Origin of the sequence: Kribbella sp. NPDC006257 (assembly GCF_040613535.1) — a bacterium.
GTDB lineage: Bacteria > Actinomycetota > Actinomycetes > Propionibacteriales > Kribbellaceae > Kribbella.
Genome location: NZ_JBEXSJ010000014.1, coordinates 64,991 through 79,966 on the forward strand (window position 1 = coordinate 64,991; position 14,976 = coordinate 79,966).

At 65.6% G+C, this 14,976-nt stretch carries 6 protein-coding genes; 3 read left to right on the forward strand and 3 right to left on the reverse strand.

The annotated features are described in order from the left end of the window. The first annotated feature begins 172 nt into the window (after positions 1 to 172). The 3 genes from ABZ004_RS18765 to ABZ004_RS18775 all read left to right on the forward strand — a co-directional run bounded on the left by ABZ004_RS18765 (position 173) and on the right by ABZ004_RS18775 (position 2,128). A complete protein-coding gene (locus ABZ004_RS18765; RefSeq protein WP_355681144.1) occupies positions 173 to 910 on the forward strand; it encodes a tachylectin-related carbohydrate-binding protein in 738 nt (245 codons plus the stop codon). Between the two features lie 64 nt (positions 911 to 974). After that, entirely contained in the window at positions 975 to 1,250 is a 276-nt protein-coding gene (locus ABZ004_RS18770) for a hypothetical protein (RefSeq protein WP_355681145.1), read from the forward strand. Then, positions 1,217 to 2,128, forward strand: a complete 912-nt coding sequence (locus tag ABZ004_RS18775; protein ID WP_355681146.1) for a hypothetical protein — start codon at positions 1,217 to 1,219, stop codon at positions 2,126 to 2,128. Before ABZ004_RS18770 ends, ABZ004_RS18775 begins: the two co-directional genes overlap by 34 nt. A gap of 47 nt (positions 2,129 to 2,175) precedes the next feature. On the opposite strand, the gene ABZ004_RS18780 is transcribed toward ABZ004_RS18775, so the two are convergent. The 3 genes from ABZ004_RS18780 to ABZ004_RS18790 all read right to left on the reverse strand — a co-directional run bounded on the left by ABZ004_RS18780 (position 2,176) and on the right by ABZ004_RS18790 (position 14,768). Continuing rightward, positions 2,176 to 4,428, reverse strand: a complete 2,253-nt coding sequence (locus ABZ004_RS18780) for a hypothetical protein (RefSeq protein WP_355681147.1) — start codon at positions 4,426 to 4,428, stop codon at positions 2,176 to 2,178. A 186-nt stretch (positions 4,429 to 4,614) separates the two neighbouring features. Next, positions 4,615 to 5,046 (reverse strand): hypothetical protein, encoded by a 432-nt coding sequence (locus ABZ004_RS18785; RefSeq protein WP_355681148.1) that lies wholly within the window; start codon positions 5,044 to 5,046, stop codon positions 4,615 to 4,617. Then, positions 5,043 to 14,768: a polymorphic toxin-type HINT domain-containing protein gene (locus ABZ004_RS18790; RefSeq protein ID WP_355681149.1), complete on the reverse strand. Its 9,726-nt coding sequence runs from the start codon at positions 14,766 to 14,768 to the stop codon at positions 5,043 to 5,045. The genes ABZ004_RS18785 and ABZ004_RS18790 overlap by 4 nt, the downstream gene beginning before the upstream one ends. Positions 14,769 to 14,976: the final 208 nt, after the last annotated feature.

The following is a 14,976-nucleotide window of genomic DNA, read 5'->3' on the forward strand; positions in this document are numbered from 1 at the left end:
TAACGTCCGAGCCGATCGGCGGAACGCCGGAGGGCGGGTATCGCGTCGACGCTGTGGCATGCGGCTCGGGGCCGGAATCACGCATGCGCCATCCCACACTGGGGGTTCCATGTTCAGCTCTGTTCCATGACGCCTCCCCGGGTTCGGACTCCGCCGGAAATTCGGCGCAGCCTTGCTGACCGCGGGCCTGACAGCCGGCCTGCTCGGCGCTGTCGGACCGACCACGGCTCAGGCCGAGGACGCCGACATCACCTGTACTCCGAGCCAGAGCATTTTCGCGACCAAACCCAACGGCGAACTATGGCTCTACCAGTTCAACGATCTGAGCGACAGCAACGCATCCCCGGTCTGGAATGCACCGCCCAAGCTGCTCGGGAACGGCTGGGACACCTTCAACAAGCTGCTCGCGGGTCCCGACGGTTGGATCTACGGGATCAGGGCGGCCGCCAACAACGGTGGCGGGCTGTTCGCCTACCACTGGAACGGCACCAAGTTCGATGTCGCCGCGAAACCGCTCGGTGGCATCTTCAACGGCTGGGCCGAACCCAGTCGCCTGAACAAGATCACCATCGACGCACGTGGCGACTTCTTCCTGATCCAGGACAACGGCGGTTTGCGCCGCTACGTATTGGACTCGGCGACGAACACCTTCAGCAGCCAGCCGCTCGGTACGGGCTGGAATGTCTTCGACTCGATCACAGCCACCGGTGACGGCGTCATCCACGCTCGCAAGCCGGCGGGGACGCTCACCAGGTACCAGTTCGAGAAGACCAGCGACCGCTTCATTCACGTCGTCCAGGACGGGGCCAGCGGCTGGCAGAACTACCCCAAACCCCCTGTCCGTCGGTGGCGACATCATCCTCGGCGTCGATGCGAGTGGCCGACTCGCGCAGTACAGGTACAAGCGTGATCCCAATGCCAGGTGGATCTTCCAGAACGCGACTCTCGGCACCGGCTGGCAGCAGTTCAACAACGTGGTCGGCACCTCCAACGCCTGCCGGCTGACCGCGTCCTACATCCCGACGCCGCCCGCAGTACCGGCCGAGACGAACGCTCCGATCGCAGTGATCCAGACCTCGACCGGCTCACTCGAGTACGGGTACACCGACAACATCGGCCGATCGTACTGGGGCCATCAGCCCGACCCCGTGGACTACGGCGGACTCGTCTGGAACCCGATCAACGGCAACGAGGCGTACGTCGGAACGCCCGGCGCGTGGTCCAGGCATCCGACGCCAAGGTGTCGGTGACCCTGCACAACACCGACAGCCGGTTCGCGGTTCGTAGCCAGACCGCCGCCGGCTCGAACACCCTGGCGCCGGCCGTCGATGCGGGTGGTGTGATGGCCTCGAACGGCGCCTCGATCAAGGATCCGAGCACGAACAAGGTCGTGACCTTCGCGCTGGACGGCGACGGCAAGCTGTGGGCCAGGCCGGAGGGATCGGGCGGGTTCCAACCCTGGGCGCAGCATGCGGCCCCGGCGACCTTCACCGGCACACTGTCGGTCGCCGTCGGCGCGGATGACCATGTCAACGTCATCGCACGCGACACGAACGGCACCTTCTGGGCCGCCAAGTGGGACGGCTTCGCCCCGACCGGCTTCAGCAGCCTCGGTGGTAGCGGATTCACCGGGCAGGTAGCGATCGTGCGCTACCCGGGCGATCTGCTGCGAGTGTTCGCGAGGGATGCCGGCGGGCACATCAAGACCCAGAAGCAGACCACTCCGGGGACCGCGTTCCCCGGCACGTGGCAGACGGTCGGTGCGGAGGATCAGACCTTCCCGGGCTCGCCGGCGGCGATTCTGGCACCGGACACCGGAATGGTTCAGGTGCTCGCACTAGGTGCTGACGGCAACAACTACTACGCGCAGGAACTCTCCCAGGGCGCTGGAACCTGGCCCACCTGGAAGAAGGTGGACGCTGGGCAGACCGAGCTGTATACGGCCAGCACTCCCACGCCCTTCGTCTACAAGGTCGGCGACGTACTGAAGTGGGCGATCCTGACCTACACGTCGGACTTCCAGGTTCGCGTGTTTCCCGCCAGCACAGTTACCAGTGCCGCGAAGGGTGCGAAGGCGGCTGACCCGGCCTTCACCCGGCAGACCCTTCCCAAAGCACCGAAGAAGTAGGAGCGAAAGAGGGGCCTCCGGATCATGGATCCGGAGGCCCTTCCGGCCTATCTGAGCTCGTAGATCTGTGCACCCGCTGTGGTGTGCCGGAGTTGCGCGTAGTGGCTGAGCATCGGCGAGACCCGGACACCCGCTCGCCGGTCGACGTAGAGCCAGCGGACGCCGTACTGGCGGAGCTTGTCGATGGCTGCCTGGGTCGGAGCGGTGAAGGCAGTGTTGTTGGCCGCGAGCAGGTCCTTGTTCCAGAACGGGAGGACGCTCGGGTTGACGCCGGTGGTGATCGACAGGCTGTTGGCCTTGTTCGTATAGGCCCAGCCTTCCACCAGCATCTGGCGCTCACTCAGCGCTGCGATCCAGAAGTGCCTGCTGTCACAAAGGTTTCCATGCTGGAAGAGGCAATGCACATTGGTCGCTACGACGTCGTCGGTGTCGCTGTTGGCATAGATCCAACGGGCAGCGTCCCGCTCGGCCTTGCTCGGGCCGCCGAGACCGATCTTGCCAAAGGCCAGCACACTCGCTTGCTTCGAGACCAGGCCCTCCAACGGCAAGGTCGTCGCGCCGATCGTGCAGGTCGCGACGAATGCGACCAGGAACGCGGTTGTCCTCGAGCCCGGGCGCCCGCTGAGCTTCCAGCCCGCGGCGATCAACAGAGCTGCCACCAAGAGGGCGCCGAGCATCCAGAGCATCGGGCCTTTGACGCCCGGCAGGTCGTTGGACCGCAGACGGGCGATCGCACATGCTCCGACACCCAGAGCCGCTCCGACCGGCACCAAGAGCGCAGCGCGTCTGTCGCCCAACCGATGGACCAGTTGGACAAGTCCCACACACGAGAGCACAGCAAGGAAAGGAAGCGCGGTCCGGTAGAAGTAGATCTGACTGATCCCCGGCTGCGACGTCAGCAGAGTCGCGAAGATCGCGCCGATGGCTGCACCGACCAGGTACGGCGTGGCCGGGTCGCGCCAGAAGCGCCGCAGGAACAGCACCCCGACGATCGCGAGCCCCCAGGCTGTCAGACTCGTTGCCGCACTCAGCAACTCGGCCGATCGGTCAAGACCCGTTCCGTGTCTCAGCGTGGCGTACGGCTGCAACTGGGTGAACAACGAGCCGAACTTCACCTGCAAGCCTGACGACTCACCGCCGAAGATGATCAGCACCGAGCCGGCGAAGACCACGAGCATGGCGGCCGTGGCGACCAGCGGAGCCCTGAAGGGAGACCGGGTGAACAGCCTGAACAGCAGGACCAATCCGAAACCACAGACCGCCAAGGGAACAACCGTCGCCTTGGCACCAGATGCGGCCACCGCGATCAGGACCAGCAGGATCCAGCGGCTCTTCGGGGACGGGTCTCGCAGCAGGTCGATCGCCACTACGGCGAGCAGCAGCGAGAGCATCACACCGAAGTTCTGGGTCGGACTCGCGTAGGCACTCGACGCCATCGACATCCCGCCCAGCCCGGCCTCTGGAAGCGGCTGCAGAGTCCCGCCGATCCCGGCCAGTACGACGGCCAGCGGTCCCGCCCACGTCGTACCGGTTCGCCCCAGTGCCTCCGGCCCGGTCAGGAACCGCTGCGTCAGCACGAAGACCAACGCGCATCCGGCAAGCGCCAACGGCAACCACATCAGCGAGTAGACGAGGTTCGTCAGGTTGATCCCAGTCGCCCACGAGGTCGCCGCGGTGATCTGATGAAAGAACGTCTGATACTTCATCGGCTCACCGGACACCCACAACGGCACGATCGGCACATCGGACTTCGCACTCGCCGCCAACGCCTGGTGAAAGGCCATATCCGGGTAGTGCGCCTGCGCCTTCGCGAACCCAGGAGCGTAGTACCGCGGCCCCTTCGCATAAATCACGAAGACCACCAGCAAACAAGATGCCGACAACAACCAAGCAGCCAACGGCGTCAGCGGGTCCTCAACCCGCCGCCACACCTTGCGACGCACGACCGGACTGAAAGCGCCGACCAGCAAGACAATCGGCCCCCACACCCAGGACCACCGCTGCAGCCCCGCTTCGGCGAAGGCCAGGTAAACGAGCAGCTGGACGGCACAACCGACCGCGAACCCCGCGGCGAAGTCCTCCACCAGGTTCCGCCGGTAGTTGCCGATCAACCGCCACAGAACGATCCCGGGCAAGGTGACCCCAAAGCCCACAAAGCCAACGAACTTCGCCACATCGAGCGCCGGCCCACCCCCACGCAGCATCGCCACACCCAACACCACCACCGGCACCACAGCCAGCCGCCCAGCCCACACTCCGCCGCCGACCCCAGCCCCCCGCCGCCTCCCCCGTACCCACATACCCGCCATCCTATTGCCGCCCCAACCGCACCCCGTAACCGGTCACCCACCACCCGGTAGCCAATCCGTCAAGGGGCAGCGCACAGGCGAGGCGGCTGAAGGTTGCGGTGAGCCAGCTCTCGACACCACTGACGCTCAAGATACTTGCTCACCGCAATGGCACCGACCGACTGTCTTCTGTTCGCGTTAGTTGGCGACAGCGCGCAGGAAGTCGTCCCGGTTGTCGATTGCGTAGTACGCCTCGTAGAGCGAGTCGAACGATGCGGTCAGTGAGTCGTCCAGCGCGAATCCAACAGCTGCGACCGCACGAGCCTTGCCGAAGGCTCGGCGATATTCGTCCCGGTTGGCATCTCCGGTGTCAACCCGCTCCTGGATGTCCCAAGCCGCCTCGTCCAGCTCCTGCGTCAGGTCGTCGATCCGGCTGCGAAGGTCCTCGATTCCGAAGCTTCTCGAACGGATCGCGTCGAGCGCCTCGGTGACCTTCGGGTCCGCCACCTTCGTACGCTGAACAGCCAGTAGGCAGGCCCGCTCAACGAGTCGATGACGCGTCTCATCAGGGCTCTGCCGGAGCAGGTCGACCAACTCAGGCGAGATCTGCGTCAATCCAGGTTGAGTCACCTCCTCACCTTCTTCAGTGGACTTGCAGCCAAGGCTCCAGCTTCGTCAATAGCAGCGGCGCACCGTGGACAGATCGGTCTTCCAGCCGCGACCCTGAGCGGCGTAATTCCGTTCGCCTTCATATAGTCGAGGATACTTGGCTCGGCATGACCGGGGCCTGTCGCTACGTCCTCGCCTTCCCTGATGAGGTCCCGCACACCAGGCCTCAGATATCCGCCGTCTTCGCTTGTTCCGATGACGGTCCGGAGGTTACCTGCCTCATCCACACCTTCGCCGACGCCCATCGTCACTCGCCCCTGCGATCCAGGCGGAAGCGCCGCCTGCAGTTCATCAGCACGCGCACGGATATTGCAGTTGTGGACTAGGAGGCTGGAGGCGCCTACGTAGTAGTTGTGGTCGTCTTCTACCTCGAAGTTGTAGACGGTGGTGGTGGTTTGTTGGTGGGCGATGGAGCGGATGGTGACTGTTTGGCCGGTGCGTTGGAGGAGTTTGTCGCCGACCTTGAGGTCGCCGGATTCCACCCAGCCGCGGTCGGGGGTGTAGAAGGGGTGTTCGGAGGTGACCGGGACCACGCCGCCGTCGGAGAGCGTGATCGTCATCAGCTCGTCGGCCTGCTTGTTGAAGAGGTCAGTGACCTTGCGCAGGACTGACTTGCCGGTGATCTGGTCTCTTGCCCAGACCTCGTCGCCGACCTTGATGTCCTCGATCGGCTTGGCACCTGAAGCGGTCGCGACCGTTGTGCCTGCTGGGAAGCAGTTACAGGCTTTCCCTACGTCTTCGGCTATTTCGCCTGCTCTGACTACGCCCTTGGCTTCTTTGCCGGCTTTGACGCCCTTGTTTACATAGCGGGCTGCCTTTGCGGCGGTGGCGGCGTAGCCGGCGAAGGGGATGGCTGACGCGGCTGAGAGGGCGGCGTTGACGTAGTCGCCTTCGGCGGCGTACCAGGCCGCGTTGGCCAGGTCGGCTACTTCGCCTACGCCGGGGATGAGGCCGACTGTGTCCAGGACGGCGTGGCCGATGGCGGACTTGTTGTCCTTGATGAACTTGCCGATGCCCTTGAAGGCATCCTTGAGATCTCCCCAGCTGGGCTTCTTCAGGTGGCCGTCGCCGGGGGTGGGGTTGGCGAACGGGTTGAAGGGTTGGTCGGCGTCGTTGGCTACCGGGCCGGTGCGGGTGACGGCGGCCTTGTAGATCTCGTCGGCTTGGCCTCGGGTGTCATTGATCAGGTTCTTGGAGTTGCCGCCGCCGGTGGGGTTGCCCTGGGCGAAGATGGGCTTGGTGATGGCGACGACGTTCGGTTGCGGGTTGTTCTTGACCTTCTGCTCGAGTTGCTTGCGGGCCTTGATCGCCGGGTCCGGCGGAGGCGGCGGCTTGGGCTTGGGTTTGGGTTTGGGCTGCACGGGATTGCAGTTCGAGCTAGCGGGGGAATCCGCCGCGTAGAGGACGCCGCTAACCGCCCTGGCGTTCTGGGGGTATCCAGTGGGCGTGCCGAGCGCCCGCGGGTCGATGCCGCCCGGCTTACCGGGGTGAACCCCACCGGGCCGGTCGGCGCCGTGGTCCATCGGGTCCTCGGGCGGCATGATCGGCGGCCACGGCGGCTTCGTAGGCTTCGGCCTCGATCGGGGAGGCGGGTCGCCGCCGTCATCGTCGTCACCAGGCCTGTTCGGCCCCACCTTGTCCGGCTTGCAGGAGGAGAAGCCGGTGGGGTCGATGTTGCTGAGCGGGTTGGCGTTGCCGTAGAGGTACTTGTTGGCGATCGCGGACTCGCCGCCGGAGTAGGAGGCGGTGTCGCGGGAGGTGAAGGTGCCGGTGTCGGGGTCGTACCAGCGGGCGCCCATGTTCACGTCGCCGGTGGCCGGGTCGTTCCAGTCACCTTGGTAGCCGACGCCGTAGGTCATACCGGCAGAGGCGGTGACCTTGCCGAACGGATCGTAGGTGCGAGAGTCGGGGAGAGCAGCCAACACTCCATCGGCCGGATCGAAACCGCCGATCACATCGGAGTGGCTGTCCGACATCACCAGGCGCTTGGTCGTGGCTTGGGCAACCGAAAGGACCTCGTCGCCAGGACCGTGCCCGTAAATCTGGGTGCCGTCGGCGACTACCTCGTCGCTGAAGCCGGCGTACTGCATCGTTGTGCCGTTGCCGGTCACCGGGCGATCGGTGCCGTCGTACTGGTAGGTGCGGCCGCCCTGGGAGATCACCCGGTCGAACGCATCGAAGCCGGTCGAGTCCGTGGTGGACCCGGTCGTCTTCGAGAGCAGCGTGCCGCGGGCGGAGTAGCTGTAGTCGGCTGTTCCGTCCGTGATCAGGCGGTTGCGTTCGTCGAAGCGAGCTGTCTTGCCGTCGACCGACACGCGGTTGCCGGCGTCATCCCACCCGTACGACGTGGTCTTGCCGCCACCAGTCCAGGTCTTCAGGCGGCCGGCGTCGTCGTAGGTGTAGGTGTTCGCGCCGGCGCCTTGTACGCCGGTCGTTGTCTTGCCGGTCAGGTCGTCGGAGAGGTCATAGGTGTAGGAGTCGGAGGCGACCGTCGTACCGGCGCTGTTCTTCAAGCCGTCGGACTTCAGTCGGCCGAGGTCGTCGTAGTCGAAGGTCCGGGTCCGGCCGAGCCCGTAGTTGATGGTCTTCGGGGCACCGGCGTTGTCGTAGCCGTAGACCTGCTGGGTACGCGTGACCGGGTCGGTGACCGAGGTCAGGCGGCCGTTGGTGTAGCCGAAGTCCGCAGTACCGGAAGCGTCGGTGCGCTGGACCAACGCGCCATCGGCGTCGAAGGAGAAGGATGCCGAGCCCGAGGGACCGTTGGACGACAGGACCTGGCCGCGGTCGTTGTAGGTGTAGGTGTTGTCGGCGCCGATGCTGTTGATCGACGTGACGCGGCTCAGAGCGTCATAACCGATCTTGCGCGAAGCCGATTGAACCCCGGTCCCGGAACCGGCCTCGTCGGTCAGCCGACCGGCCGTGTCGAAGGTCCTCAGACGAGTCACGCCGCCTGGTTCGGCCAACCGAACAGCGTTCCCGCCGACGTCGTACGAGGTGGTCCAGGTCCGATCAGCAGCCGCCGGGTGGGCAGCCGTGGAAGGCTCGATCACGGACTCGGTGAGGCCGAGGCTGTTCACGGTCGTGTACGTCGAATTGCCACGCCCGTCGGTGTAGCGGGTCTGGTTGCCGGCAGCGTCGTAGCCGAAGGTGGTGGTGATGGTCTGGCTACCCGAGACAGGCTCCTGCTGACGAACCAGCTGGCCCAACGCGTCGTACGTGTAGCTCACTGTTCCACCCACCGGCGGCTTCGCCGTCAGGATGTTGCTGTCGGCATCAACCGTGTACACGCTCTTCCGCAACTCAGTCTGCGAAGCGTCGTAGTCGGTGCTCTGCAGGACCCGGTCGGCCAGGTCGTAGGTGGTGAGGCTCGTGCGGCCGAGACCGTCGACCGCCTCGATCTGCCGGCCGAGGAAGTCGTAGCCGAACTGGGTGACCACGTTCGACGGGTCGGTCGCCTTGATCGGCTGACCGATCGTGTCGTACGTCGTAGAGCTCGTCGCACCCGACGGCGACGTCGTAGAGAGCAACCGGTCCGCGTCGTCGTAGGTGAACTTGGTGGTGAAGTTGTCCGTGACCGGTTTGCGCTCGACCTGCGTCGAGGTGATGACCCGGTCGAGGTCGTCGTAGGTCGCCTGGGTCACGCCGCCCAGCGGATCGGTCGTCTTCCGCAGCCCACCGTTCCCGGTGTACTCGTACCGCCAGACCGCCCGATCGTTGTTGGTCGAAGTAGGAGCATCCCGCAGAAGCATCCGGTTCTGCCGGTCATACCCGAAGCGGGTCTCCGCACCGCGCGGGTCGATCGTCTTCAGCACGTTGCCGTTCGGGTCGTACTCCGTCTTCGCGTTCGGCGTGACCGCAGTACCACCCGGCGGCGTGTACGTCGGCCCGGTGCTCTCCACCGGCAGACCGAGCTTGTCGTACGTCGTCGTACCGACGTTGCCCAGGGCATCCTTCGTGGACACGACCGCGCCGTAGGCGTCATAACCCACCATGACGACAGGAGAAGCCGTCACCGCGGGCTGGCCGTTCGACTCGACCTGAACCTTCGGCTGGGTGATGACGCTCTGGTGACCCAGCTCGTCATACCCGTAGGTGGTCGTGAAGTCGGCCTTGACCGCGCCGCTCTCGTTACCGCGCGGCGAGGTGACGCTGGTCTGCAGATCGCGCTGGTCGTAGGTCCAGCTCGTCGTCAGACCACGAGTACTGTCCAGCCACTCGGTCTGCGAAAGCTGCCGGCCGGCGGTGTCATAAGCAAAGGTCGTCTTGCGCTGCATCCCGGCGACCGACCAGTGGGTGTTCGAGTAGTCGCCCGTCTCGACCGTCGACTGGATCTTGCCGCCGAGGTCGTAGGTGATCGTTGTCGTCCGGTCAAGGCCGCCCGGGTCGACCGTGCTGGTCTTCACCCGGCCCGCGCCGTCCCGGGTGTACGCCGTCGTGGTCTTGCCGTTGTCGGTGACCTGCTTGATCAGGTTCCCGGCACCGTCATAGGTGTCGGTCTCGAGGACGAAGTCGTGCTTGGACCCATCAGCCTCGTGGAAGTCCTTCAGCGTCTTCGACTTCAGCAACCCGTCGCCGTAGTAGACATACTGGACGGTGCGACCCATCGCGTCGGTCTCCCGCGCGGTCCGGCCGACCGGGTCGTAGCCGATCGAGCGCATCACCTTGTAGCCGTCGTCACCGGTCGAGTCCGCATCCCGCAGCCGGACCTCGGTGAGCTGGTTGCCTGGCGAATAGGCGTACTCGTACCGGTTGCCATTGGCATCCGTCATCGACATCTGGTTGCCGAAGGCGTCATACGTGTACGACACCTCGTTGCCGGCAGCATCGGTCTGCCGCTCGAGACGGTTCCGGTCGTCGAAGCTGTACGTCGTACGCCGCGGCTCCCCACCACCGACGACATCCACGGACTCCTGCGAGACCATGTTGCCGTCGTCGTCGTACGACAGCGTGACCTTCTGCTGATGCTTCGCCCCGGTCACCTTGTCGGTCGTCACCGGCCCTGTCGTCGTCAGCAACCGCGACGCCGCGTCATAGCTGAAGGTCGTCGTGACCCCACTCGGCTGCGAATCCGACGTCTGCGTCTGGCTGATCTTCCGTCCGACCGTGTCATAGACGAACGAGGTCTTCAGGCCGGACGGTGAGGTGATCGAACCCACCTGACCGGTCGCGTAGTACGCGTACGTCGTGACTGCGAGACGAGCGTCCGTGCTCGTCCGGATCAGGCCGGACGGCATCGCGCCGCCGCCTGTCGCGACCTCCGAACCGTCGGTGTAGGTGTTCTTGACGGTGCCCGCGTCCGCGCTGGTCTGGGTCGCCAGCTCGCCTTGGGACAGGTAGGTGAAGCTGGTCTTGAAAGTGTTGTCGGTCGGCCCGGACGAGCGGCCGTCCCGGGCTTCGATCGGTTTGCCCCAGCGTGGGTCCATCGGATCGGTCAGACCGGTCGTCGGGTAGGTCACGTAGCTGGTGTGGCACTCCGTCGCGGTTCGGCACGTCGTCTGCGTGGTGTTGTTGCCCTTACCGTCGTAGCCGAGTGTCGTCGTCTCGCCGGCCTCGTTGATGGTCTTCACCAACTGGCCCGACTTGTCGTACTCGTAGCTACGGACCGCGATCCCATCCAGCGCGTGCCAGTCGAAGATCGGATCCTGCGACCCGGTGCCGGGGGTGACCACGCAGAACTGCGGATCGCCGGGGTCAGGCGTGTTGCAGGTGGTCGGAGAGGGCGTCGGCGTCGGAGCCGGCGGCAGATCCTCCTCGCGTGTCCCGAGACCGTTCGGTACGCCGGCGCGCAGCATCCAGCCGCCGATCCCGTCGTACTCGTAGAAGAACCGCCGGTCGGCAGGGTCCCGGACCTCGACGGTCTTGCGCAGATCGGCAGCACCACCGGTCATCTCCGGTGCGCCGATCTTCCACAGGCCGCCGTCGTCGTCGGTGAACTCCTTGATCCGTTCCGTGCTGGTGTCGTAGGCAGCCGACTCGGTCACCTTGCCGCTCGGCAACGTGACGGTCGTCAACTGGTTGTCGGCGTTCTTGCCCAGCTGGTAGTGCGCGGCGACCTGATCGGCCGACAGCGGCCGCGCGTACAGCGCGACCTCGTCGATCGAACCGGTCAGGTAGTTGCGGGCATTGGTCCCCCAGCCCGCCCACGCCGCCGGCGCCTGGGCATACGCACCACCGAGCTGGTTGCCGACCATGCCCAGGTGATCCACATTGCGGCCGGTGATGGTGCCGACCTGCGCGCCGTCGACGTACAGCGTCTGAACCGCACCGTTCGAGGTCAGCGCGACGTGGTGCCAGTTCCCCTCGTCCACCGGATTGAGCGAGGCCATCGGGGCCGCGGCGCCGTTCCAGAACTGGCCGCGCAGTTTGCCGTCCGTCCCGACGTACAGGATCGGCAGGCCCGCGGTCGAGGTCCCTTCCATCGTGCCGTTCTGGTAGCCGAGCAGGGGGTTGGTGAGACCCTTCGCGGTGATCTTGAACCACATCTCGACGGATTGGTTGCGGTTCTTCCTGATCGTCCCGTTCGGCAGCGTCACGTACGACGGCGCGGTGGCGCCGCTGAAGGTCGCGGCGGTGTCGCTGGATCCAGCGAGGGCGCCCGCGGCGTTGTTGGTGACGCTCTTGTAGGTGCCGTTGTCCTTGCCGAAGTTGGTCGTGACCTCGCTGGTGGCCGGGTTGTCGTCGTCGTTCAGGCGGTAGTACGACTCCGGCTGGGAGTCGAGGATCGACGAGCGGTAGTGCGAGCTCTGGGCAGATCCGTACGTCGTGCACTTGCCGTCAGGTCCGCAGACCGAGCTGAGAACGTCGCCTGTGTAGGAGTAGGTCCACTTCAAGGGCGCGCCGTTGACCGGAGCCGTGCTGACCGAAGCGATGTGGGTGCCACTCCAGGTGAACGTCAGCGCCTGGTTGTTGCCCTGCTGGCTGGTGACCTTCGTGAGCTTGCCGTCGCCGCCGTACTCGAACAGCATCGGCTTACCCCAGCGGCCCTTGATCTGGGTCAGCTTCCCGGACACCGAGAAGCTGTAGGTGTTCGCGCCACCGTCCTTCAGCGTCCAGGTGTTGATCGTGCTGTCGAAGGTCAACACGGCCTGACGATTCGCCGGACCGACATACGTGCCGTCCGGGTTCTTCCCGAACCGCACCTGCTGTCCGTCCGGGTACGTCGCGACCACGCTGCCGGCCGGCTCGATCACCAACCGCAGGTCGTACTTGCTCGACCAGCCGGTACCGAACACACCCGTCTTGCGCGGATCAAGACTGTTGTACGTGCGAACCACGTCCAGCTCGGGACCGGCAACCGGAATCGTCGCATCGATCGCCGAGGACAGGTGGTTCCCCAGGTTCGGGTCGAACGGCTGGTCCCCACTTCCGTACGGCGCGTTCGCCAGATGTGACGTGATCGCGGGCTGCGGAACGTCGGTGAGCAGCGCCATCCGGGCCGGAGCGACCGGGGAAGTGGTGACGGCGCCGCCAGAGTCCTTCGCCATCAGCCGCCAGGCGTACTCCTTGTTCCAGGACAGCTTCCCCGCCGGGATCTCGTAATTGCTGGCAGCGGAGTACGGCGAGGGGAAGCAACCGGTATAGGTACCGGCGGGCGTCTTCTCGCAGACCTCGAAGCTGTAAGTGATCCCCGGCGTCGAACCGTCGATGTCGTACGCGCGGCCCCACAACTGCGGCGTCAGCACCTGCGTGCGGTAGCCGTTGTCCGGTGAGAGCTGATCGACGACCGGCGGGATGTTCACGACCTCGATCGCGATCGAGGCGGGGGTGACCTTCTCCGTGCTGAAGTCCGGACCGCCGACCTTGGTGAGCGTGAAGTAGATCCGGTACTTTCCGACCGGCATCTTCTTGATCACCGGATTGAGCACGACGCTGCTGCCGCGCGCCAACGTCGAGGTGAGGTTCGCACCGCGGTACTGGTAGAGCTGGGTGCCACCGAGGGTCGTGACGACCGTCTTCAGGTAGTACTGCGATGACGTCAGAGCGAACGCGCTGAGGTTCTTCACCCGGACCTGGATGTTGCCGTCCTGGTTCTGCAGGACCGGCGGGTTCGGCTTGCTGAGCACCGTGTACGACGCGTTGTACGGCGAGTGCGTGATGAACAGCTTCGGCGGGTTGTCCTCGCCGGTACCGACGAACTTCTTCCACGCGCTGTCGTCGCTCACCGGAGCGCGCAGCGAGAGGCCGCGGTTCGCCGCCGGATCGTTCACCCAGCGCTGGACCAGAGCAGCTCCGTTCGCGCCGAGGTAGAAGGGCACCGGCACCGGCTTGCACTTGGTGGTCGTGGAATGGTCCGCAATGTAGCCCTGAGCGAACGACTGCGAAGTCAGCGCGGTACCCACAGCCGGACCTGGGTAGCTCAGGCTCGTGCTCGCGGTCCAGCTCGCGGTGACCGGGTAGACGGTCACCGGCCGCGGTGTGCAGGAAGGCGCCGAGAAGCTGCTCACCTGCAGCTGAGCGCCGTAGATCGTGTGGTACTGCAGCGCAGACACGTCGAACTTCAGGTACGCCGCGGAGCGGTTGCCGCCCTGACGGCCGACCATGAAGTCACTCGTACCCAGGTAGCTCCCCGAGTCCCGGACCGTGAGGGCCTGGCCGGCCTCGACCCGTACCTCGTCGACCGTCGGATCCACCTTGATCGGGTAGACCCGGGCCGGGTCGCTCAGCCAGCTGCTGTCCAGGTCCACCTTGAGCGCCTGCCGGCCGCCGTCGTCGACCAGCCGGTAGCTCACGCCACTCGAGGTGGCGCCCTTCTGGTCCACCATGAATCCGGCCGGGATGATCGCCTTTTCGTTGCCCTGGGCATCGACCAGCGAGACCTGGGAGCCCTGGAGCCGCGCGGTCAGACCGTCCAGGCGCAACGGGAAGAGGAAGGACCGCGCGGCGGACCGCGTACGCAGTACGACTGTCTCCTTCAGGCCGCCCGGCTTGGTGGTGAGTTCGAGGTCCGCGCCCGGCGCGATGCCTGGGTAACGGATGGTGTCGTCGCCCACCGGGGTGCCGGCGATCGCGCCGGCGCCGCTCACACTCCAGCCGACCTTCTGGCCACCGGACAAGGTGAGTTCGGCGATCGGTCGGTCTGCGGAGGTCGTCGCGGCCAGGGTCGATCCGACGCTGTCGCCGGTACTCCGCCAGCCAGCCGCGCCGGTGATCGCCGGTTGCCTGCTCAGCGTCGTACGGGCCGGTGTCCAGCTGCCGTCCGGGCGCTGGTAGTTCGTGGGAGTGGTCGAGACGACCGTGGTCTCCGTGCCGTCCGCGTTCGCGTAGGTGGTGCCGAAACGGCTGCGCTTGGCCGCGAGCTCCTTGCTGGTCCTGGCGTCGAAACCCTTCACCGGCTGGGACGTCGGCGGCAACGCCTGGACCGCATTGGACTGCGGCTTCGTGGTGTTGGCGGTCAGCAGGTCCGGATAGCGCGACTTGAGACTCGCCGGGACTGTCTTGTTGAGATTCTCGCCGACCGAGTGCGGCTGGTTCGCGGCGGAGCCCTCCCGCTGTTGCGGGGCGGGCTGTGCCTTGTGGTTCGCCGACGGCTTCGAGCCGCCGCCACTCGGTTGACCGGTCGCCGCGGAGCCGTAGTCGGCAGCGCTCAGCGGCACGGCGGCGACGAGGACGAAGGCCAGACCCTTGCTCATCCACCGAAGGAAGGTGACCTGCTTGCGGGCGCGCGACAGCGACGAACGGGTCATATGAGATACCCCCAGTGAAGGTGGACTTCCTCGTCCCCCGAGTCGGTCAACGCCAGGAAGTTATCAGGGAGCGGAAATACCTGGCTAGCGACAGAGCCCCGTATTGCAGCTTGTTGCAAAACTCCACTGTGCAAGGAGAAACAGGGATAGTGTGCGATCCGATCGGTGGTTCAGAACCGCCGGTCGACTGTTGGAGCATGCGGCTCGG

Excerpts from the sequence above, each read along its gene's own strand:
- ABZ004_RS18780 (WP_355681147.1), bottom strand. The coding sequence starts at position 4,428 with ATGTGGGTACGGGGGAGGCGGCGGGGGGCTGGGGTCGGCGGCGGAGTG.
- ABZ004_RS18790 (WP_355681149.1), bottom strand. The coding sequence starts at position 14,768 with ATGACCCGTTCGTCGCTGTCGCGCGCCCGCAAGCAGGTCACCTTCCTT.